General features: G+C 67.0%; 20 protein-coding genes. 12 read left to right on the forward strand and 8 right to left on the reverse strand.

Annotated features, from left to right (window positions below; translation table 11 throughout):
- Positions 1–7: 7 nt before the first annotated feature.
- Positions 8–919, reverse strand: a complete 912-nt coding sequence (gene kdgD, locus HTY51_RS10880) for a 5-dehydro-4-deoxyglucarate dehydratase (RefSeq protein ID WP_174252764.1) — start codon at positions 917–919, stop codon at positions 8–10.
- A gap of 123 nt (positions 920–1,042) precedes the next feature.
- On the reverse strand, positions 1,043–1,792 hold the full coding sequence (locus HTY51_RS10885) for a FadR/GntR family transcriptional regulator (protein WP_174252765.1): 750 nt from the start codon (positions 1,790–1,792) through the stop codon (positions 1,043–1,045).
- A 135-nt stretch (positions 1,793–1,927) separates the two neighbouring features.
- Between HTY51_RS10885 and HTY51_RS10890 the strand changes: the two genes are divergently transcribed.
- The 8 genes from HTY51_RS10890 (at position 1,928) to garD (ending at position 10,583) form a co-directional block, all read left to right on the forward strand.
- Entirely contained in the window at positions 1,928–2,752 is an 825-nt protein-coding gene (locus tag HTY51_RS10890; protein WP_174252766.1) for an NAD(P)-dependent oxidoreductase, read from the forward strand.
- A 40-nt stretch (positions 2,753–2,792) separates the two neighbouring features.
- Positions 2,793–3,761, forward strand: coding sequence for a TRAP transporter substrate-binding protein (locus HTY51_RS10895; RefSeq protein WP_174252767.1), 969 nt, complete (start codon positions 2,793–2,795; stop codon positions 3,759–3,761).
- 73 nt (positions 3,762–3,834) lie between these two features.
- Positions 3,835–4,350: a TRAP transporter small permease gene (locus HTY51_RS10900; RefSeq protein WP_174252768.1), complete on the forward strand. Its 516-nt coding sequence runs from the start codon at positions 3,835–3,837 to the stop codon at positions 4,348–4,350.
- Positions 4,350–5,633, forward strand: a complete 1,284-nt coding sequence (locus tag HTY51_RS10905; protein ID WP_174252769.1) for a TRAP transporter large permease — start codon at positions 4,350–4,352, stop codon at positions 5,631–5,633. The genes HTY51_RS10900 and HTY51_RS10905 overlap by 1 nt, the downstream gene beginning before the upstream one ends.
- Before the next feature lie 10 nt (positions 5,634–5,643).
- On the forward strand, positions 5,644–6,939 hold the full coding sequence (locus HTY51_RS10910; RefSeq protein WP_174252770.1) for a glucarate dehydratase family protein: 1,296 nt from the start codon (positions 5,644–5,646) through the stop codon (positions 6,937–6,939).
- A gap of 28 nt (positions 6,940–6,967) precedes the next feature.
- On the forward strand, positions 6,968–7,963 hold the full coding sequence (locus tag HTY51_RS10915; RefSeq protein WP_174252771.1) for a tripartite tricarboxylate transporter substrate binding protein: 996 nt from the start codon (positions 6,968–6,970) through the stop codon (positions 7,961–7,963).
- A gap of 49 nt (positions 7,964–8,012) precedes the next feature.
- Positions 8,013–9,017: a beta-propeller fold lactonase family protein gene (locus tag HTY51_RS10920; RefSeq protein ID WP_174252772.1), complete on the forward strand. Its 1,005-nt coding sequence runs from the start codon at positions 8,013–8,015 to the stop codon at positions 9,015–9,017.
- Between the two features lie 3 nt (positions 9,018–9,020).
- Positions 9,021–10,583: a galactarate dehydratase gene (gene garD / locus HTY51_RS10925; RefSeq protein WP_254606857.1), complete on the forward strand. Its 1,563-nt coding sequence runs from the start codon at positions 9,021–9,023 to the stop codon at positions 10,581–10,583.
- A gap of 10 nt (positions 10,584–10,593) precedes the next feature.
- Here the strand turns inward: garD and HTY51_RS10930 are convergent, their stop codons facing one another.
- The 3 genes from HTY51_RS10930 to pmbA all read right to left on the reverse strand — a co-directional run bounded on the left by HTY51_RS10930 (position 10,594) and on the right by pmbA (position 13,822).
- Positions 10,594–12,003, reverse strand: coding sequence for a GGDEF domain-containing protein (locus HTY51_RS10930; RefSeq protein ID WP_174252773.1), 1,410 nt, complete (start codon positions 12,001–12,003; stop codon positions 10,594–10,596).
- Between the two features lie 168 nt (positions 12,004–12,171).
- The gene (locus HTY51_RS10935; RefSeq protein ID WP_254606858.1) at positions 12,172–12,438 is read right to left on the reverse strand and encodes a hypothetical protein; all 267 of its coding nucleotides are present in this window, start codon (positions 12,436–12,438) and stop codon (positions 12,172–12,174) included.
- A 4-nt stretch (positions 12,439–12,442) separates the two neighbouring features.
- On the reverse strand, positions 12,443–13,822 hold the full coding sequence (gene pmbA / locus HTY51_RS10940) for a metalloprotease PmbA (RefSeq protein WP_174252774.1): 1,380 nt from the start codon (positions 13,820–13,822) through the stop codon (positions 12,443–12,445).
- Positions 13,823–13,884: 62 nt separating this feature from the next.
- On the opposite strand from pmbA, the gene yjgA reads away from it, so the two are divergent.
- The 3 genes from yjgA to HTY51_RS10955 are packed head-to-tail and all read left to right on the forward strand — an operon-like array spanning position 13,885 to position 16,101.
- Entirely contained in the window at positions 13,885–14,535 is a 651-nt protein-coding gene (yjgA, locus tag HTY51_RS10945; RefSeq protein ID WP_174252775.1) for a ribosome biogenesis factor YjgA, read from the forward strand.
- A complete protein-coding gene (mog, locus tag HTY51_RS10950; RefSeq protein WP_254606859.1) occupies positions 14,528–15,208 on the forward strand; it encodes a molybdopterin adenylyltransferase in 681 nt (226 codons plus the stop codon). Before yjgA ends, mog begins: the two co-directional genes overlap by 8 nt.
- 14 nt (positions 15,209–15,222) lie before the next feature.
- Positions 15,223–16,101, forward strand: a complete 879-nt coding sequence (locus HTY51_RS10955; RefSeq protein WP_174252776.1) for an EamA family transporter — start codon at positions 15,223–15,225, stop codon at positions 16,099–16,101.
- A gap of 9 nt (positions 16,102–16,110) precedes the next feature.
- On the opposite strand, the gene cysE is transcribed toward HTY51_RS10955, so the two are convergent.
- Both cysE and HTY51_RS10965 read right to left on the reverse strand, forming a co-directional pair.
- Positions 16,111–16,884: a serine O-acetyltransferase gene (gene cysE, locus HTY51_RS10960; protein WP_174252777.1), complete on the reverse strand. Its 774-nt coding sequence runs from the start codon at positions 16,882–16,884 to the stop codon at positions 16,111–16,113.
- 9 nt (positions 16,885–16,893) lie between these two features.
- Positions 16,894–17,652, reverse strand: a complete 759-nt coding sequence (locus HTY51_RS10965; RefSeq protein ID WP_174252778.1) for an RNA methyltransferase — start codon at positions 17,650–17,652, stop codon at positions 16,894–16,896.
- Between the two features lie 124 nt (positions 17,653–17,776).
- Between HTY51_RS10965 and HTY51_RS10970 the strand changes: the two genes are divergently transcribed.
- Positions 17,777–18,694 carry an inositol monophosphatase family protein gene (locus tag HTY51_RS10970; protein ID WP_174252779.1) on the forward strand — a complete coding sequence of 306 codons (918 nt, stop codon included), beginning with the start codon at positions 17,777–17,779 and terminating at the stop codon, positions 18,692–18,694.
- A 20-nt stretch (positions 18,695–18,714) separates the two neighbouring features.
- On the opposite strand, the gene HTY51_RS10975 is transcribed toward HTY51_RS10970, so the two are convergent.
- A complete protein-coding gene (locus tag HTY51_RS10975) occupies positions 18,715–21,681 on the reverse strand; it encodes an EAL domain-containing protein (protein WP_174252780.1) in 2,967 nt (988 codons plus the stop codon).
- Positions 21,682–21,904 lie beyond the last annotated feature (223 nt).

Here is a 21,904-nt window from a genome sequence, read left to right on the forward strand (position 1 = left end):
GGGAGGTTTACTGGGGGCCCAGTTTCTTGATCAGTGCGGCCAGTTCGTCCATCTCGGCCGGTTTCAGGTCGGTCAGCGGCGCGCGCACGGGGCCGGCATCGTGACCGACCAGCTTGGCGCCGGCCTTGACGATGCTCACGGCATACCCCTGGCCCTTGTTGCGGATCTGCAGGTAGGGCATGAAGAAGTCGCGCAGCAGGCGGTGCTGCGTGGCCATGTCGTCCCTGGCGACCGCGTGGTAGAAGTCCATCGCGGTCTTGGGAATGAAGTTGAACACCGCCGAGGAATACACGGGCGTGCCCAGGGCCTTGTAGGCCGCGGCGTAGACCTCGGCCGTGGGCAGGCCGCCCAGGTAGGCGAAGCGCTCGCCCATCTTCATGTAGATGGAAGACATGAGTTCAATGTCACCGATGCCGTCCTTGAAGCCGATCAGGTTGGGGCAGCGCTCGGCCAGGATGGCCAGGGATTCGGGCGTGAGCTTGCAGACGTTGCGGTTGTAGACGATGACACCGAACTTCACGCTCTTGCAGATCTGCTCCACATGCGCGATCAGCCCTTCCTGGCCGGCTTCGGTCAGGTAATGCGGCAGCAGCAGGATGCCGTGGGCGCCGGCGCGCTCGGCTTCCTGCGCACACTGGATGGCAAAACGCGTGGGGCCGCCGGCGCCCGCGATGATGGGCACCTTGCCGCGGCAGGTGTCCACGGCGGTCTTGATGACACGGGCGTATTCCTCGCCCGTCAGCGAGAAGAATTCGCCGGTGCCGCCGGCTGCGAACAGGGCGCTGGCGCCATAGGGCGCCAGCCATTCCAGGCGGGCCGCGTAGCCCTTGGGGTTGAAGTTTTCCTGGGCATCAAAGTCGGTCAGCGGGAAGGACAGCAGTCCGCTGGACATGATGGTTTTGAGTTCTTGGGGGTGCATGAGGAGTCTCCGAAGGTCTAGATCCCAAAAGATCTGCCCGACCTTTTGTTGTCAGTCATCATACAACATCAAGAATGATTGTCAAACCCCTCCCCCGGGTTTTTCTGGCCGCCCGGGCAGCCCTTATTTGCCGGCCAGGTCGGCCGACAGCACGGCCGCGCGGCGGCGGCGCTCCCGGCTGTTGGCCAGGTGCGTGCGCATGGCCGCGCGGGCCGCGTCCGGGTCCTGGTTCTGGATGGCATCAAAGATGTTCTCGTGCTCGGCGTTGGCACGCAGCAGGTAGCTGCGCTGGGCCTCGCTGACGTCGGCACCGGCGCCCAGGCGCGCGCGCGGGATGATCATGGCGCCCAGCGTGCTCATGAGCTCGGCGAAGTGCGGGTTCTGCGTGGCACGTGCGATTTCCTGGTGGAACTGGAAGTCGGGGCCCACGGCATCGCGCCCTTCGGCCAGGGCCGCGGCGAAACCATCGAGCGCCGCGCGCATTTCCGCCAGGTTGCGCTCGGTGCGGCGTGCCGCCGCCAGCGCGGCGGCCTCGGTCTCCAGGCCGATGCGCAGCTCCAGCACGGCGATCACGTCATGCAGGGTGGCGATCTGCTCCGGCGCGATGCGGAAGGCCGCGCCATCGCCCATGCCCACGACAAAGGTGCCGATGCCGTGCCGTGTCTCGACCAGGCCCGAGGCCTGCAATTTGGAGATCGCCTCGCGCACCACGGTGCGGCTGACGCCGAACTCTTCCATGATGGCGGCCTCGGTCGGCAGCTTGTCGCCGGGAACGATGCGGCCATCGCGGATCCGGTCCCCCAGGGAATCGACGAGTTCCAGCGCCAGCGTGCGGGGCCGGCGGCGGGGGGCGGACGGGAAAGGAGTGCTCATCAGGGTTTACACCAATCGTTTGGAGATTGACAAGATTGCCTTGCATGCGGAAGATAGTTGTATGACAACTGATGACAAAAAGCAAGTCATAGCAACACTTTAGCCGATATACCCCCGCGCCTACCCGAACATTTCATGCCGACCGCCCACGCCACCCCTCTGCGTTTCCACCGACTCCTGCTCACCGGCGCCGCCGGCGGCCTGGGCCGGGAACTGCGCCCCCGCCTCAAGGCCTACTGCGATGTGCTGCGCCTGTCGGACATCGCCGACCTGGGCCCGGCCGGCCCCGGCGAAGAAGTCATGCCCGCGGCCCTGGAAGACAAGGCCGCCGTGGACACCCTGCTGCAGGGCGTCGATGCCGTGGTGCATCTGGGCGGCATCTCGACCGAGTTCTCCTTCGAGCAGATCCTGCCGGCCAACATCGTGGGTACCTACCATGTGTACGAGGGCGCCCGCCGGCACGGCGCCAGACGCATCGTGTTCGCCAGTTCCAACCATGTGACTGGCTTCTACCGCCAGGACGAGGTGATCGACACCGAGGTGCGTTTGCGCCCCGACAGCTATTACGGCCTGTCCAAGGCCTTCGGCGAGAACCTGGCCCAGTTCTACTGGGACCGCTACGGCATCGAGACCGTGTCGCTGCGCATCGGCTCCTCCTTCCCCGAGCCCAAAGACCGGCGCATGCTGGCCAGCTGGATGAGCTACGACGACCTGGAGCGCCTGGTCATGTCCGCGCTGACCGCCCCGATCGTCGGTCACAGCATCATCTACGGCATCAGCGACAACGCCACGGCCTGGTATGACAACAGCACGGCCCGCCACATCGGCTACCGCCCGCAGGACAGCTCGGAGCGCTTCCGGGCCGCGGTCGAGGCCCGCCAGCCCCGCATCGACGGCACCGACCCGGTCGCCATCTACCAGGGCGGCGGCTTCGTCAAGCAAGGCCCTTTCGAGAACTGATTTCCCCTCGCCCCGTTTCAACCACCCTGGAGACAACACCATGAAAATTCGCCGCACCCTCCTCGCGCTGGCCCTGGTCGCCACGCTACCGCTGGCCGCCCAGGCCCAGACCCTCAAGGCCAGCGACACCCACCCCGCCGGCTACCCCACCGTGGTGGCCGTCGAGATGATGGGCAAGAAACTGGAAGCCGCCACCAATGGCCGCATCAAGATCCAGATGTTCCCCGGTGCCGTGCTTGGCCAGGAGAAGGAAGTCGTCGAGCAGACGCAGCTGGGCGCCATCCAGATCGCGCGTATCTCGCTGGGCGTGATCGGCCCGGTGGTGCCCGAAGTCAACGTCTTCAACATGCCTTTCGTCTTCCGCGACATCCCGCACATGCGCAAGGTGATCGACGGCGCCGTCGGCGACGAACTGCTGGCCAAGGTCAGCGCCAGCCCCGCCAAGCTGGTGGCGCTGGGCTGGATGGACGGCGGTAGCCGCAGCCTGTACACCAAGAAGCCGGTGCGCAGCCCGGCCGACCTGAAAGGCCAGAAGATCCGCATGATGGGCAACCCGCTCTTCGTCGACACCATGAACGCCATGGGCGGCAACGGCATCGCCATGGGCTACGGCGAGGTCTTCTCCGCGCTGCAGACCGGCGTGATCGACGGCGCCGAGAACAACCCGCCCTCCATGTTCACCAGCAACCACTACTCGGCTGGCGCCAAGTACTACACCCAGACCAACCACCTGATCATCCCCGAGATCCTGGTGATGTCCAAGGTGTCGTTCGACAAGCTCAGCGCCGCCGACCAGGCCCTGGTGAAGAAACTGGGCCGCGAAGCGCAGCTGGACCAGCGCGTGCTATGGGACAAGAGTGTGGAAGAACACTCCGTCAAGCTCAAGGCCGCCGGTGTCGAGTTCATCAACATCGACAACAGGCCCTTCTTTGAAGCCACCGCTCCCGTGCGTGCCAAGTACGGCGCCAACTACGCCGATCTGCTGAAGAAGATCGGCGCCGTGAACTGATTCCCTCCCGGAATCTCCAGACAGGCCGCCGCCCACGCGCGGCGGCTTTTTTGTTTACCTCTGAGCCCCTCCGATGCAAGAACGCTTCCACGCCTTCAACGACGCCCTGTACCTGGCCTGCCTGTGGGTGGCCGGCATCGCGATCACCATCATGACCCTGATCATTCCCTGGGGCATCTTCACGCGCTACGTGCTGGGCACCGGTTCGCAGTGGCCCGAGCCGGTGGCCATCCTGCTGATGGTGGTGTTCACCTTCCTCGGCGCCGCGGTGAGCTACCGCGCCGGTGCGCACATCGCGGTGGCCCTGGTCACCGATCGCCTGCCGCAGGGCATCAAGCGCCCGGTGGCCGGCCTGGTGCACCTGCTGATGCTGGCCGTGGCCCTGTTCATGCTGTATTACGGCACCCGGCTGTGCATCGCCACCTGGGGCCAGAACATCGGTGAACTGCCTTTCATTCCGGTCGGCCTGACCTACACGCCGGTGCCGATCGGCGGGCTGGTGACCGCCCTGTTTGTCATCGAGCACATCAGCTGCGGCAGCCAGTCGGAACGCGCCATCGTCACCTATGACCAGGAAGGAGTTGCCTGATGGACGCTTTCATCCTGCTCGGAACCTTCTTCGGCCTGATGATCATCGGCATGCCCGTGGCCTACGCCATGGGCCTGGCCGCCCTCGTCGGTGCCTGGTGGATCGAGATCCCGCTGGACGCGGTGATGATCCAGATCGCTGCCGGGGTCAACAAGTTCTCCCTGCTTGCCATCCCCTTCTTCGTGCTGGCCGGCGCCATCATGGCCGAAGGCGGCATGAGCCGGCGCCTCGTGGCCTTTGCCGAGGTGCTGGTGGGTTTCATCCGCGGCGGTCTGTCCCTGGTCAACATCCTGGCCTCCACCTTCTTTGGCGCCATCTCGGGCTCGTCCATGGCCGACACCGCCTCGATCGGCTCGGTGCTGATCCCCGAGATGGAGAAAAAGGGCTACCCGCGCGATTTCGCCACCGCCGTGACGGTCAGCGGCAGCGTGCAGGCCATCCTGATCCCGCCCAGCCACAACGCCGTGATCTATTCGCTGGCCGCGGGCGGCTCGGTGAGCATCGCCGCGCTTTTCCTGGCCGGTGTGCTGCCGGGCCTGCTGCTGGGGCTGACGCTGGCCATCATGTGCCTGGTCATCGCGCGCAAGCGCAACTTCCCGGCCGGCCGCCGCATCCCCATGCGCGAAGCGCTGAAGATCTGCGTGGACGCACTCTGGGGCCTGATGACCATGGTCATCATCCTGGGCGGCATCCTCAGCGGCGTGTTCACGGCCACCGAGTCGGCGTCGATCGCGGTGCTCTGGGCCTTTTTCGTCACCATGTTCATCTACCGCGACTACAAGTGGCGCGACCTGCCCAAGCTGGTGCACCGCACGGTCAAGACCCTGACCATCGTGATGATCCTGATCGGCTTCGCCGCCGCCTTTGGCTGGGTGATGACGCTGATGATGATCCCGCAGCAGATCACCGCGGCGATCACCAGCCTGTCGTCCAACCAGACCGTCGTGCTGCTGATGATCAACGTGCTGCTGCTGGCCCTGGGCACGCTGATGGACATGGCGCCGCTGATCCTCATCATGACGCCCATCCTGATGCCGGTCATCGTGAGCATCGGCATCGACCCGGTGCACTTCGGCATGATCATGATGGTGAACCTGGGCATCGGCCTGCTCACGCCGCCGGTCGGTGGTGTGCTCTTCGTCGGCAGCGCGGTGGCGCGATTGCCGATCGAAAAGGTCGTCAAGGCCATGATGCCCTTCTTCATCGCCCTGCTGCTGGTGCTGGGCATGGTGACCTACATCCCCGCGCTCAGCCTGTGGCTGCCCAATCTGCTGCTGAAGTGACGCTGCAGACATGAGCCCCTCGCACGCGATCCGGCACGTCCGCGTCACGCCCATCGCCTTCCGCGACCCGCCGCTGCTCAATGCGGCGGGCATCCACGAGCCCTGGGCCCTGCGCTCCATCATCGAGATCGAGACGACCTCGGGCCTGGTGGGCATCAACGAAAGCTACGGCGACCTGCCCATGCTGGAGGCGCTGGCCAAGGCCGCGCCCGCGCTGCAGGGCCTGTCACCCTGGGCCCTGAACGAGATGGAAACGCGCGTGGCAGCCCTGGTCACGCCGCCGGTCCAGACCGCCTCCGAATTCCTGACCCAGCAGGTCTCGCTGGCACCCGGCACCCATGTGTCCAAGACCGTGGCCAAGGTGATCAGCGCCTTCGAAGTGGCCATGATGGACCTGCAGGGCCAGCTCGCCAACGCACCCGTGGTGGATCTGCTGGGCGGCGCGGCGCGCGACCGCGTTCCCTACTCCGCCTACCTGTTCTACAAATACGCCGAACACATCGACAAGCCTTACGCCCCGGATCCCTGGGGCGAGGCGCTCACGCCCGCACAGCTGGTCGCGCAGGCGCAGCGCATGATCGATCAGTACGGCTTCCAGAGCATCAAGCTCAAGGCCGGCACCCTGCCCCCCGAACAGGAAGCCGCCGGCATCCTGGCGCTGGCGCAGGCCTTCCCCGGCACGCCGCTGCGCATCGACCCCAATGCCAACTGGAGCGTGGCCACCAGCCTGAAGATCCTGCAGCAGCTGCGTGGTGTGCTGGAGTACTACGAAGACCCCGCCCCCGGCCTGGACGGCATGGCCGCCGTGGCGCGCGAATGCGAGGTGCCCCTGGCCACCAATATGGTCGTGACCGACTTCGCCGAATTCCGTCGTAACGTCGAGCTGGGTTGCCCCGTCAGGATCGTGCTGAGCGACCACCATTACTGGGGCGGCCTGCGCGCCACGCAACGGCTGTCCACCCTGTGCCGCACCTTCGGCCTGGGCCTGTCCATGCACAGCAATTCGCACCTCGGCATCAGCCTGGTGGCCATGACCCACCTCTGCGCCAGCGTGCCGCTGCTGACCTACGCCTGCGACACCCATTACCCCTGGCAGGACGAGGAAGTGATCACCGGCGGCCGGCTGCAGTTCGAAAACGGCAGCCTGCGCGTGCCCACCGGACCCGGCCTGGGCGTGACACTGGACCGTACGGCCCTGGCCCGCCTGCACGACAACTATCTGCACTGCGGCATCCGCAAGCGCAACGACCTGGCACAGATGCAGAAGTACGAGCCCGCCTTCACGGGCATCCAGCCCCGCTACTGAAGACCTTAGCTTCAACCAGGAGACCACCATGCAAAGCCGTACGCTGATCTGTCGCTCCCTCGCTGCCAGCACCCTGCTGCTGGGCGGCACACTCGTCGCCCTGCCCGCCGTGGCGCAAGGCAGCTGGCCCACGGGCAAGGCCATCACCTACCTGGTGCCTTTTGCGCCCGGTGGCAACACTGACACCCTGGGACGCCTGATCGCCCAGCCCCTGGGCGCGGCGCTGGGCACGCCTGTGGTCATCGACAACAAGGGCGGCGCGGGTGGCAGCGTGGGTTCGGCCATCGCCGCGCGCGCGCCCGCCGACGGCTACACCATCATGGGCGGCACCATCAGCTCGCATTCCATCAATGTGAGCCTGTACGCCAAGATCGACTACGACCCCGTCAAATCCTTCACGCCCGTGGCCATGCTGGGCTCGGGCCCGCTGGTGCTGGTGGTCCCAGCCTCCAGCCCCTACAAGACACTCGCCGACGTACTCGCGGGCAGCAGGGCCAGGACGGGCGGCCTGTCCTCGGCCTCGCCGGGCACCGGCACCTCGCCGCACATGGCGCTGGAGCTGCTGGCCTACCAGTCCGGCGTGAAGTTCACGCACGTGCCCTACAAAGGCAGCGGCCCGGCCGTGCAGGACGTGATCGGCGGCCAGGTGGACATGATGTTCGACACCGTCCTCATCGTCGGCCCCCACATCCAGTCCGGCAAGCTGCGCCCCATCGCCGTGAGCAGCTCCAGGCGCCTGGAATCTCTGCCCGACGTGCCCACCATCGCCGAAGCCGGCCAGAAAGGTTTCGACATGGGTTCCTGGCAGGCCGTGTTCGCGCCGGCAGGCACGCCCAAACCCATCGTCGATCGCCTGCACGCGGAGATCATGAAGATCGTCGCGACGCCCGAAGTCCAGGCGCGCCTGAAGGGCTTCGGCATGGTGCCCTCCAGCATGACCCCCGCCGAGCTCGGCGAGTACCAGAAAGCGGAAGTCGCAAAATGGGCCCAGGTGATCAAGGCGGCGGGCATCAAGGCCGATTGAACACCACGGACGCGCAGACACGATGTCTTCTTCTCAAGTCGCCTCTCACATGGCCACCGTCTATGTGTCCAACGCCGACAGCCGCGAGATCAGCGTGCTGGAGCTGGACAAGCGCGCAGGCACCCTGCGCGCCCTCCAGACCCTGCCGGTCGGCGGCACGGCCATGCCCCTGGCCCTGAGCCCGGACCAGAAGAAGCTCTACGTGGCCCTGCGTTCCGAACCGTTCACGGTCGCCGCGTTCAACATAGCCGCCACGGGCCAGCTGAGCCCCTTGGGGCAAGCGCCCCTGCCCGACAGCATGGCCTGGATCGCCACCGACCGCAGCGGGCGCTGGCTGCTCGCTGCCTCCTATGGCGGCCACCGTGCCAGCGTGTCGCCCATAAGCGCCGACGGCCAACCCGAGGCCGCCGTGCAGATCGTGCCCAATGGCAAAAACGCCCACGCGGCCCTGCCGGCCCCGGACAACCGCCATGTCTACATCAGCAGCCTGGGCACCGACCAGGTCTTCCAGTGGCGCTTCGACGCGACCACCGGGCAGCTCACACCCAACGAGCCGCCGGCCCTGGCCGCACGCCCGGGCAGCGGGCCGCGCCACCTGGTGCTGCACCCGAACGGCCGCCACGCCTATCTGCTCAATGAACTCGACGCCACGGTGGACCTGCTGGACATCGACCATCAGAAGGGCCAGCTGAGCCTGCGCCAGCACTGGCCCACCCTGCCGGCCGGATTCGATGGCAAAGCCTGGGCCGCCGACCTGCACCTCACACCCGACGGCCGTTTCCTCTACACCTGCGAACGCAACTCCAGCACCCTGGCCATCTGGCGCGTCGACGCGGACAGTGGCATGCTCACGCTGGTAGGCCACCAGGCCACCGAGACACAACCCCGCGGTTTCCGGATCGACGCCTCGGGCCAGTGGCTCATCGCGGCCGGCCAGCTCTCGCATGCGCTCACGCTGTACCGCATCGATGGCGAGAGCGGCCGCCTGACCGCCACCCATCGACTCCCGGTGGGCCAGGGCCCCAACTGGATCGAGATCGTCGACCGCATCTGACATATGAACGCCTTACCCATCATCATCCGCATGCAGGCCACGGACAACGTGGCCATCGTCGCCAACGAGGGCGGCCTGCCGGCCGGCACTGCCCTGCCCGCCGAGGGCATCACCCTGCGCGACAAGGTGCCGCAGGCGCACAAGGTCGCGCTGGTCGACATCGCGGCCGGCGCCACCGTCATCCGCTACGGCGTGCCCATCGGCTACGCCAAGACCGCCATCCCCGCCGGCAGCTGGGTGCACGAACGCCTGCTGGACATGCCTGCGGCGCGCGAGCTGCAGGGCCTGCCCATGGCCACCGTCAAGCCGGCCCCGCTGCCGCCGCTGGAGGGCTACACCTTCGAGGGTTACCGCAACGCCGACGGCTCGGTGGGCACACGCAATCTGCTGGCCATCACCACCACCGTGCAGTGCGTGGCCGGCGTCGTCGAGATCGCCGTCGAACGCATCCGCAAGGAACTGCTGCCCAGGTACCCCAACGTGGACGGTGTCGTGGGCCTGGAACACAGCTACGGCTGCGGCGTGGCCATCGACGCACCCGAGGCACCGATCCCGATCCGCACGCTGCGCAACATCAGCCTCAACCCCAACTTCGGTGGTGAGGTCATGGTGGTCAGCCTGGGCTGCGAGAAGCTGCAGCCCGAGCGCCTGCTGCCCCCGGGCAGCATCCCCATCAGCGGTGACGCCAAGGAAACCGCGCTCGACGTGGTCTGCCTGCAGGACGCCGCACATGTGGGTTTCATGAGCATGATCGACCACGTCGTCGCGCAGGCTGACGTGCACCTGAAGCGCCTCAACGCCCGCCGCCGCGAAACGGTACCTGCCAGCGAGCTGGTGGTGGGCGTGCAGTGCGGCGGCAGCGATGCCTTCAGCGGCGTCACAGCCAACCCGGCCGTGGGTTATATGGCCGACCTGCTGGTGCGCGCCGGTGCCACCATCATGTTCAGCGAGAACACCGAGGTGCGCGACGCCGTGGAACAGCTCACCAGCCGCGCCGCCACACCCGAGGTGGCCGAGGCCATCGTGCGTGAACTGGGCTGGTACGACCAGTACCTGGAACGCGGCCGTGTGGACCGCGCCGCCAACACCACGCCGGGCAACAAGGCCGGCGGCCTCTCGAACATCGTCGAGAAGGCCATGGGCTCCATCATCAAGAGCGGCACCGCGCCCATCGCCCACGTGCTCTCGCCCGGCAACAAGCTGGCCCGTGAACAACGCGGCCTGGTCTACGCCGCCACGCCCGCGAGCGACTTCATCTGCGGCACGCTGCAGCTGGCTGCGGGCATGAACCTGCACGTCTTCACCACGGGCCGCGGCACGCCTTATGGCCTGGCCGAATGCCCTGTGGTCAAGGTGGCCACGCGCACCGAGCTGGCCCGCCGCTGGCACGACCTCATGGACATGAACGCCGGCCGTGTGGCCGATGGCGAAATCAACATCGAGGAAGCCGGCTGGGAGCTTTTCCAGCTTTTGCTCGATGTGGCCAGCGGCAAGAAGAAGACCTGGGCCGAGCAGTGGAAGCTGCACAACGCCCTGGTGCTGTTCAACCCGGCACCGGTGACCTGAGGCAGCCCCCTCAGAGCGCCGCAGGCCGGCTGAAACCGCCGGTTTCCGGTGCAACCCCAAGGCCGGCATTGAAGATGCGGTAGCACTTGCGGCCGGCCGCCTTGGCCTCGTAGAGCGCCGCGTCCGCGGCCTGCAGCAGTGCCTCACCGGTGTCGCCGTCCTGCGGCCCCATGGCAATGCCGATGCTGCCGCCGGCGGACACCGTCTCATGGCCTATCGTCACCGGCTGCAACAAAGCCTCCAGCACCTTGTCGGCGATCAGGGCGGCCGTCTCCGAGTTGTCGACCTCCTCGGCCAGCACGACAAACTCGTCACCGCCCAGCCGCGCCACCGTGTCGATGCTGCGGATGGCCCCGGTGATGCGGCGCGCCATCTCACGCAGGAACAGATCGCCGGCGGCGTGCCCCATCACGTCGTTGATGCGCTTGAAGTTGTCCAGGTCGATGAACATCACCGCCACCGAGGTCTTGCGACGGAAGGCATTGCGGATCGCATGATCGAGCCGCTCGTGGAACAACAGGCGATTGGGCAGGCCGGTCAGCGCGTCGTGGGTGGCCTTGTCGCGCAGTTCCAGGGTCACGTTCTCGCGGCGGGTGACGTCGTAGATCAGGCCGTACCAGCCGACCACACGCGCGGAATCGGCCGCCTGGCGTGGCACCAGCGTGACTTCCACCGTGCACCAGACGCCGTCCGGCGCCAGCCTGCGCATGCTGAACTCGACCACGTCCCCCCGCAGCACGGCGGACTGGTAGGTCGAGAAATCGCGCACCGTGCCCCCGCCCAGCAGTTCCACCATGGGCGTGCCCAGCAGGGCCTGCGCGGGTTTGCCGAAAAACAGGGCCAGGCGCTGGTTGACGAAAACACAGCGGCCCTGCACGTCACATTCGAACACCAGGCCCGGCAGGTGATCGGCCAGCAGGCGCAGGTCGGTTTCGCGGGCCCGTGCGGCCTGCAGATCCAGCTGGTCCTGCTTGTGCAGCTGCCGCATCCCGGCATAACGCTCGAGAAAGGCCAGCAGCAGGACCAGGGTCATCACCATGCTCCCCCCCATGGCGAGCAGCAGGGTCACGGCCGAGGACGTCACGGAGCCCGGCCCCGCATGAGCCAACAGGCCCATGGCCTGCCCCGCGGCCAGCGCCACGACGGCCAGGCAGCTGAACACAAACAGGGTGATGCCATAACCCGTGCCCAGGGCCCAGGCCGAAAAGACCAGCAGTACCGGATAGGCCACGAGATAGGCCATCGACAGGCCCGGAACCAGGAAAGCGAGCAGGGTGACCCCCAGCCAGCCGCCCAGGACCAGCAGGCGCAGGGCCCGCAAGCCACCCCAGACACGTGAGGACCGGCCCACGAGCAACTCCGGGTATTCCTCCGCGGGTGCGCGCCAGGCAGGAAACTCTCCAGGTCGGCCTGTATCCATGTTCTCCCTTTGCCCTTTACGGGTGCTGCGCCGCATATTAGCGTGCAGCACCTGCACTGTCACCCGGAAGACGCCCTGGAAGGCGCTGTCGTTACAACTTGCCGGCAAGGCCGGGATGGGCCAGGTCTGCGCCGCCGTGAAGGCCGCGCTCTGGCCGGCTGAGCCAGCTCAGGTTCCGGGTGGCGAGCCACCGGCTGGCCGCTCGTCCCGGGGGTGCGGCTCCTCGCGCAAGAGCCGCCAGCCCAGCCACATGCTGACCAGGGCATTGCCGAGCAGGAAGAGCAGCACCAGTCCCAGCCCCAGGGTGTTGAGAGGTTTGCTCTGGACGATCCAGGAGAGCATGGCCGACAGCCCATTGAGCGCCATGATCATCCAGAACAGCGGATGGCGCGGCTGAAACAGGCGCGACCACTTCAACGGCCCCTGGGTGCCCATGGCCTCAGCTGCCCGCCACCTTCATGCGGTTGACCAGGATGGAGCCCACGGTCTTCGCGCCGTAGTTGTAGGCGTCGGCCCCCACGGCCGTGATGCCCATGAGCATGTCCTTCATGTTGCCGGCGATGGTGATCTCCTCCACCGGGTAGGCGATGCGGCCCTTCTCGACCCAGAAACCGCTGGCGCCACGCGAGTAGTCGCCGGTCACGTAGTTCACGCCCTGGCCCATCAGTTCGGTGACGAAGAGGCCGGTGCCCAGCTTTTTCAGCATGGCGTCCAGGTCGTCACCCGCCTTGGTGAGGCGCGAGCTCAGGATCAGGTTGTGCGAACCGCCGGCGTTGCCCGTGGTTTTCATGCCCAGCTTGCGCGCCGAATAGCTGCTCAGGAAGTAGCCCTGCACGCGGCCGGCGTTGATGACCGAACGCGGCTGGACCCGCACGCCTTCCTCGTCGAAGGGCGAGCTGCCCTTGCCGCGCAGCAGGAAGGGGTCTTCCAGCAGGTCGATGTGCGCCGGCAGCACCTGCTGGCCCAGCGAGTCCAGCAGGAAGGAGCTTTTGCGGTACAGCGCCCCGCCGCTCAGGGCCTGCACCAGCGCGCCCAGCAGGCCTGCGGCCAGCGGCGACTCGAACAGCACCGGCACTTCGCGGGTGCTGATCTTGCGCGCCTTCAGGCGGCTGAGCGCGCGCTCGGCAGCGTAACGGCCGATGGCCTCGGGCAGGGCCAGGTCTTCCGGGTGGCGGTGAGAGCTGTACCAGTAGTCGCGCTGCATGCCGGCACCCTTGCCGGCAATCGGCGAGACCGAGATGGAGTGGCGCGAGCTGGGGTAACCCCCGCGGAAACCGCGCGTGTGCGCGCTGAAGAAATGCGACTGCTGGGCCGACACCGCCGCCCCCTCGCTGTTGGTGATGCGCTTGTCGGTGGCAAAGGCCGCGGCCTCGGTGGTGCGCGCCAGTTCGGCGGCCTGGGCGCTGTCGATGGCCCAGGGGTGGAACAGGTCCAGCTCGCGCTGCGTGTCGGCATGCGAGGCGATGTCTTCGGCGTCGGGCAGGCCGGCCACCGGGTCTTCGGCGGTGAAGCGCGCGATGTCGTAGGCCGCCTGCACGGTCTGCTCGATGGCGGCGCGCGAGAAGTCGGAGGTGCTGGCATTGCCGCGGCGCTGGCCCAGGTAGACAGTGACACCCAGGGACTTGTCGCGGTTGCGCTCCACGTTCTCCAGTTCGCCCTTGCGCACCGAAACGCTCAGGCCGCAGCCCTCGGAGGCCTCGGCACCGGCGTCGGTGGCGCCGAGCTTTTTGGCGTGCGCCAGCGCGGCGTCCACGAGTTCTGCGAAATAGTCACGGCTGTAGCTGAAGCCGCTTTCGGCACGGGGATCGGGTTTGTTCATGGCGCAGCTATGATACTTGGCCGTGCATCGCCCTACGGCGTCACACAGCTTTTCCAGAATACATGTCCCGCAAACCCAAAAAAGGCTATTACGTCAAAGGCCAGTTCGTCGCCGAAGGCAGCGAACTCGACCTGGAGCTCAAGCGTGAGCTCCGGGGCGACACCGACGTCAGCCGCACCGACCTCAAGCGCGAGAGCACCGAGCTGCAGAAACTCGGCGAATCCCTGCTGAACCTGCGCGCCGACCTGCGGGACAAGCTCAACCTGCCGGACAAGTTGATCGAAGCCCTGGCCGAGGCCAAGCGCATCACCAACTTCGAGGGCAAGCGCCGCCAGATGCAGTTCGTCGGCAAGCTCATGCGCCAGCTCGACCCCGCCGTGCTGGACGCCGCGCGCGCCGCCCTGGTCGAGCAGCACATGCCCTCGGCCCGCGAAACCGCCCTGCTGCACACGGCAGAACAATGGCGCGACCGCCTGATCGCCGACGACGAGGCCGTGGCCGCCTGGATCAAGGATTTCCCGCAGACCGACACCCAGCAGCTGCGCGCCCTGGTGCGCCAGGCCCGCAAGGACGCCATCCCCGCGGACAAGGCCGCCGTGTCACAAGGCCTGGCCCCGCGCCAGGGCCGCGCCTACCGCGAGGTCTTCCAGCTGGTGCGTGAACTGCTGGCCTCGGTCGACGCCGAAGCCGAAGCCGGAGAAGACGATGAGTGATCCCCTGAGCGCAGCCGGGCCGTCCCAAGGCGCGAACACCCCCTCGGGGGGCAGCGCAACACACGCAGTGGCAAGCGTGGGGGCCAAATTCGATGCCATCAAGATCGGCATCGTCTCCATCAGCGACCGCGCCTCCACCGGCGTCTACGAAGACAAGGGCCTGCCCGCCTTGCAGGACTGGCTGACGCGCGCGCTGAAGAACCCCATCACTTTCGAGCCGCGCCTGATCCCCGACGAGCAGGCGCGCATCAGCGCCACGCTGATCGAGCTGGTGGATGCTGGCTGTTCCCTGGTGCTCACCACCGGCGGCACCGGCCCCGCGCTGCGCGACGTCACACCCGAGGCCACGCTGGCCGTGGCGCACAAGGAGATGCCTGGTTTTGGCGAGCAGATGCGCCAGATCAGCCTGAAATTCGTGCCCACCGCCATCCTCTCGCGCCAGGTGGCCGTGATCCGGGACAAGAGCCTGATCATCAACCTGCCCGGGCAACCGAAGTCCATCCAGGAAACGCTGGAAGGCCTGAAGGACGCTGAGGGCAAATCCATCGTGGCCGGCATCTTTGCCGCCGTGCCCTACTGCGTGGATCTGATCGGCGGGCCCTACATGGAAACGAACGACGCGGTCTGCAAGGCCTTCCGGCCCAAGTCGGCCATCCGCCCGCCCAAGGCCTGAGCAGGCCCTGAGCCGTGCCCCTGTCGCACATCCTGCTGGCGCTGGCCGTGGTCGCGGTCTGGGGCACCAACTTCGTCGTCATCAAGTTCGGGCTGACCGAGCTGCCGCCCCTGCTGCTGGCGACCCTGCGTTTTGTGCTCAGCGCCCTGCCCTGGCTGCTCTTCATCAAGCGCCCGGCCGTGGCCTGGCGCTACCTGGTGAGCTACGGGGTCTTCATCGGCTTCATGTTCGGCCTGCTCTTCCTGGCCATGCGCAACGATGTGTCGCCGGGCCTGGCTTCGCTGCTGATGCAGTCGCAGGTCTTCATGACCCTGCTGCTGGTGGCCTGGCTGCAGCACGAGCGCATGCCGCGTGTGCAGTTCGGCGGCCTGGCGCTGGCCACCCTGGGTTTTGCATTGATCGCCTGGCAGAGCTTCCACCAGACCCACACCGACGTCACACCCCTGGGCCTGACCCTGGCCCTGGGCGGCGCCCTGTGCTGGGCCTGCGGCAATGTGCTCGCGCGCAGCATCGGCAAGGTAGACATGCTGGGGTTCATGGTCTGGAGCAGCGTCTTCGCCGTGCCGCCGCTGCTCATCCTGAGCCTCTGGTTCGAAGGGCCGGCCGCCATCACCGATGCGCTGCCGCGCGCCAGCCTGGCGGCCTGGGCGGCCATCGTGTGGCAGGCGGTGGGCAACACCCTGTTCGGTTTTGGCGCCTGGGGCTGGCTGCTGGCGCGGCACCCGGCCGCCACCATCACGCCCATGGCCCTGCTGATCCCCATCTTCGGCATGGGCAGCTCGGCCCTGCTGCTGGGTGAACCCCTGCAGGCCTGGAAGCTGATGGCCGCCGCACTGGTGATGGGCGGGCTGGCCGTCAACGTGCTGGGCGCACGCGTGACCGGAAAAACCTGAAGCAGCGGCTTACTTGCCGACGAGCTGGTTGAGCTTGTCTTTCTCGAAGTGCTCGGTACGTGCGGCATCGCCGGGCACGCAGTCGGACGCCGGCCTGCCCGAGGAGAGTTTTTCGATGGCCTGCCACAGCAGGGCGATCTGGTGCTCCTGCGAGCCCGCGTTGTCGATCAGGCCCTTCATGGCCTGGCTCAGCGGATCGTCGTCCAGCGTGATGCCGTAGGCCGTGAACTTCTTCTCCGTGCCCGTCACGTCGGCGCTGGCACCGTCTTTGGACGGGATGATGCGCGCCGGGATGCCCACGGCCGTGGCGCCCGCCGGCACCGGCTTGATCACCACCGCGTTGCTGCCGATCTTGGCACCGTCACCGACCTCGAAACCGCCCAGCACCTTGGCGCCGGCGCTCACCACCACATCCTTGCCCAGCGTGGGGTGGCGCTTGGTGCCCTTGTAGAGCGAGGTGCCGCCCAGCGTGACGCCGTGGTAGATGGTGCAACCGTCGCCCACCTCGGCGGTCTCGCCGATCACCACGCCCATGCCGTGGTCGATGAACACACGCTGGCCGATCTTCGCGCCCGGGTGGATCTCGATGCCCGTGAACCAGCGAGCGATGTGCGAGATGAAACGCCCCAGCCACTTGAGGCCGTGGGTCCAGCACCAGTGGCCCCAACGGTGCATCACGATGGCGTGCAGGCCGGGGTAGCAGGTCAGCACCTCCCAGGCGCTGCGGGCGGCCGGGTCGCGGTCGAGGATGCACTGGATGTCGGAGCGGAGGCGGGCAAACATATGGCTAGTCTAGCGCTTGGCCTTGTCTGCCGTCTCCAGCATGGCCTTGGCAACACCTCTGAGGATATGGATTTCCTCCTGCGTGAGGTCCGCGCGGTTGAACAGGCTGTTGAGGCGCGGCATCAGTTTCTTGGGCGCCTCGGGGTCGAGGAAACCCACGGCCACCAGGGCCTGTTCCAGGTGCGTCAGCAAACCGGCCACCTGGGGCGCGTCGGCGCGCACCATGGGCGCCGTAGCCTCCTGCACGGGAAAGCCACCCAGGGCCAGCCGCCATTCATAGGCAATCACCTGCAGGGCCGAAGCCAGATTCAGCGAGCCGAACTTCGGGTTGGTCGGAATGCTCAGGGCCACGTGGCAGCGGTAGACGTCCTCGTTGCGCATGCCGAAGCGCTCGGAGCCGAAGAGGAAAGCCACACCCTGCGCACCCACCTGCGGCGTGGCGGTCTGCACCAGCTGGGTGAAATGCTCGCGCGGCGCGCGCGTGGGCGGGCCGAAGTCGCGCGGGGTCATGGCGGTGGCGCACAGGTGGGTCATGCCGTCCAGCGCCTCGTCCAGGGTCTCGACGATGCGGGCGTTCTCCAGCACGTCCAGCGCCCCGCTGGCGCGCTGGATGGTCTCCTCGCGCCGCAGCACATTGGCCCAGCGCGGCGCCACCAGCACCAGTTCGTCGAAACCCATGACCTTGATGGCACGCGCGGCGGCGCCCACATTGCCGGCGTGGCTGGTCTGGATCAGCACGAAACGGGTACGAAAAGGGGTGGTTTGCATGGAAATGGGGCGCTGCGGGTAAAATCTGGCCCTATTGTCGCCGCCCGCATCGCCGAACCGGCTTTCTGCTCTTCAGCTTCCAGGGCCCGTGCCATAGTCCGCGCCCCCAACGCCTCCACAATTTATGTCGTCCCCCAATCTGCACCCCATGCTCAACGTGGCCATCAAGGCCGCCCGCGCCGCCGGCGCCATCATCAACCGCGCTGCGCTCGACGTCGAGGCCGTGCGCGTCTCGCAGAAGCAGGTGAACGACTTTGTGACCGAGGTGGACCACGCCAGCGAAGAGACCATCATCGAAACGCTGCTCACCGCCTACCCGGGCCACGCCATCTGGGGTGAGGAGACCGGCCGCACGCGCGGCGCCCAGGATTCGGACCACGTCTGGATCATCGACCCGCTGGACGGCACCACCAACTTCATCCACGGCTTCCCGGTCTATTGCGTCAGCATCGCGCTGGCCGTCAAAGGCAAGGTCGAGCAGGCCGTCATCTACGACCCCTCGCGCAACGACCTCTTCACCGCCACCAAGGGCCGCGGCGCCTACATGAACGAGCGCCGCATCCGCGTGAGCAAGCGCACCCAGCTCTCGCAGTGCCTGATCTCCACCGGTTTCCCCTTCCGCCAGGGCGACAACTTCCCGGCCTACCTGGCCATGATGAGCGACGTGATGCAGCGCACCGCCGGCCTGCGCCGCCCGGGCGCGGCCGCGCTGGACCTGGCCTATGTGGCCGCCGGTTTCACCGATGGTTTCTTCGAGACCGGCCTGAGCCCCTGGGACGTGGCCGCCGGCTCGCTCTTGGTCACCGAGGCCGGTGGCCTGGTGGGCAACTTCACCGGTGAATCGGACTTCCTGGAACAGAAGGAATGCCTGGCCGGCGCCCCGCGCATCTACGGCCAGCTGGTGCCCCTGCTGCACAAGTACAGCAAGTTCGCCGGTGCCGGCGAGAAAGCCGAAGCGCGCCAGAACGCCGACAAGCTCAGCCTGTCCTCGGGTAACGGGAACGGCAACGGCGACGAGCGCGACCAGGGCGCTTTCGAGTAATCAGCAGTTGAACGCCGGCCTTATGCCGGTATGACGGTGTGGCCTAACGGCCCTGGGCGACCAAAGAGGTACCCCTGGAACACGGCGCAGCCGCTGTCCAGCAGGAACTGGCGCTGCCCCTCGGTCTCCACGCCCTCGGCCACGGCCTGCAGGTCCATGCTCTGGGCCAGGGCCAGGATGGTGCGCACGATGGCCGCATCGTTGGGATCGGTCAGCACGTCACGCACAAAGGACTGGTCGATCTTGAGCTGGTCCAGCGGCAGGCGCTTGAGGTAACTCAGCGATGAGTAACCCGTGCCGAAATCGTCCAGCGCGAAACGCACACCGCGTTCGCGCAAGGCGCCCATCTTGCGGATGGCGTCTTCCACGTCGCTGATCAGCACACTCTCGGTCAGCTCCAGCTTCAGGTACTGCGGGTCGACACCGGTCTCGTCCAGCACGGCCTGGACCTGGCTCACGAAATCGGCCTGGCGGAACTGGCGCGCGCTGACGTTGACCGCCAGGCTGAGCTTGCGGGTGGCGGGCTGATCTGCCCAGGCCACCAGCTGGCGGCAGGCCGAGCGCAGCACCCACTGGCCGATCAGCAGGATCAGGCCGGACTGCTCGGCCAGGGTGATGAACTCGCCCGGCATCACCATACCGCGCCCGGGATGGCGCCAGCGCAGCAGCGCCTCGTAGCCGACGATCTTGTTGTAGCCATCGACCACCGGCTGGTAATGCAGCAGCAGTTCCTCGCGCTGCAGGCCCTGGCGCAGGTCGGCATCGAGCGCGGCGCGCGCCAGCACCGTGGCCTGCATCTGCGGGTCGAAGAAACGCAGGGTGTTGCGCCCGGCCGCCTTGGCCTGGTACATGGCCACGTCGGCACGCTTGAGCAGCTCGTCCACGCCCAGCGAGGCGCCGGAAAACAGCGTGATGCCGATGCTGGGCGAACTGTTGTGCTGGCGGCCCACCAGTTCGTAGGGGGCGTTGAGGCGGGCCAGTATCTTCTCGGCCACCAGCTCGGCCTGGCCGGCGGCATCGGCATCGCTCTCGCTCAGGTCTTCCAGCATCACCACGAACTCGTCGCCGCCGAAACGTGCCGCCGTGTCGCCCTCGCGCAGGCAGGAGACCAGTCGCAAGGCGACCTGCTCCAGCAGCAGGTCGCCCACATCGTGGCCCAGCGTGTCGTTGAGGTCCTTGAAGTTGTCCAGGTCGATGAACAGCAGGGCACCGTAGCGTTTGCTGCGCGCGCTGGTGACCTGGGCGTGCGAGAGCCGGTCCATCAGCAGGCGCCGGTTGGGCAGGCCGGTCAGGGTGTCGTAGAAAGCCAGGCGCTGGGTTTCGTCCTCGGCGCGCTTGCGCTTGCTGATGTCGCGCCCGATGCCGCGGTAACCGCGGAACTGCCCCTGGCCATCGAAGATCGGCGTGCCGCTGACGGCCACCCAGTAGGGCTGCCCGTCAGCGTCGAGCCGCTGCAGCTCCAGGTCGCGGAAGGACTGGTGCGATTCCAGCACACGGCGGTGGGCGTCCCAGTCGTCCGCGCCCAGGTTCAGCGCGCCCAGCTCCCAGCGTGTCTTGCCCAGGCTCTCGTCCCGGGTCATGATGGACTTGCCGTCGCGGTAGCCCACGAAATTCGTGAAGCGGAAGTTCTCGTCGATCTCCCAGTACCAGTCGGAGGAGAGGTCGGTCAGGCTGCGGAAGCGCGCTTCGCTCTCCTGCAGCCGGGCTTCGGCCAGCTTGCTCTCGGTGATGTCGCGCACGGCGCCATAGGACGCCAGCTCGCCGCTGGGCTCGCGCACCGTGACGGAATTGCCGCGCACCCAGCGTGCCCCCCCCTCCGGATGCCGGATGCGGAACTCGTGCTGCCAGGAAGCGCCGTCGTGGAAAGCCGCGCGCATGGAGTCGAACAGCGCCGGTATGTCCTGCGGCTCGATCATGCTGAACAGCTTTCTTGCATCGTTCCTCACCTCTTCCGGCGAGACATGGAACATGCGGCGTACGCTCTCGCTGATGAAAGGGAAGCTCACCTGGCCGCCCTCCCGGTGCTGGTACTGGAACAGCACGTCGGGCACCCGGCTGGTGAGCTTTTCGATGAACTCGAGCTTCTCCTGCAGGATGTGGGCGGCCTGCATCTCGGCCGTCACGTCCATCACCACGCCGAAATCCGTGATGCTGCCGTCACTGTTCTGATGGCGCCGCATGCGGCTGCGCCGCCAGTAGATGCTGCCGTCAGGATGGATGGACCGGTACTCGACGATGCGCCCGTCCATGCTGCTGCGTGCCGCCAGGAAGACCGGAAGGTCGTCGGGGTGAATGCGGCCGCGGGCCTGGCCACGCGTGCGCACGGGACCGATCTTGTCGAAATCGATGTTCTGCAGTCCGCCGGAAAAATGGATGGTCGCACCGCCGTCGCTGGTGCTCCAGTGACCGACCCGGGCCAGTTCCTCGGTCAGGTTGTACAGGTCGAGCTGGGCGCTGAGTTTTTCATTGGCCTGCGCCAGCGCCAGCTCACCGGCGCGCAGCGACTCCTCGGCCATACGCTCGGTGGTGATGTCCTTGATGTACATCAGGATGTGCTTCTCGCCATCCACGTCCATCAGCGTGCCGTTGAGGCGCACCAGGCGTTTGCCCCGGTCCTTGAGATGGACGATGGCCTCGTAGTCCCGCAGGCGGCCGCTGACACGCAAGGCGGCCACGGCCGCTTCGCGGCTGGCCTGGTCGGGCCAGTGCCCGATCTCCACCACGGTATGGCCGATCACCTCCTCGCGGGTGTAGCCGGTGACGGCCAGCCACTCCTGGTTGACGTCGACGATCAGGCCATCGGCCAGGCGCGACAGGCCGATGGCCTCCGGGCTTTCGTCAAAAGCAGCGCTGAAAAGTTTCTCGCTATGGCGCCGCTGACGCTCCAGCAGCTCCCAGTCCCGCTCACGCTCCTGCAAACGCAGTTCAACCTCGCGCAATCGGGCACGAAGTTGCGTGTTCTCGTTCTTGTCGTCAGCTGTACCCATGAAAGATGCCGGTCGGCAGCGTCCCGCGCCAGCCTGACGGCTGTGCCCCTGGATGCTGTCCTGAAGTGTTGGAGGATGTTAATCGAGTTGGGGTCAGGGGCTCCCCGGCTCCGCGGGAATAAGTCCTGAAAGCCGGTATTCCTGCCTCATCCGGGGGCCGGGGGGCCAACCGGCGGTGGCAAGGGTCATGCCGGCGGCGGGAGCGGGAAAACCGGGCAAACGC

Origin of the sequence: Rhodoferax sp. BAB1 (assembly GCF_013334205.1) — a bacterium.
In the GTDB taxonomy this organism is placed as follows: Bacteria; Pseudomonadota; Gammaproteobacteria; order Burkholderiales; family Burkholderiaceae_C; genus Hylemonella.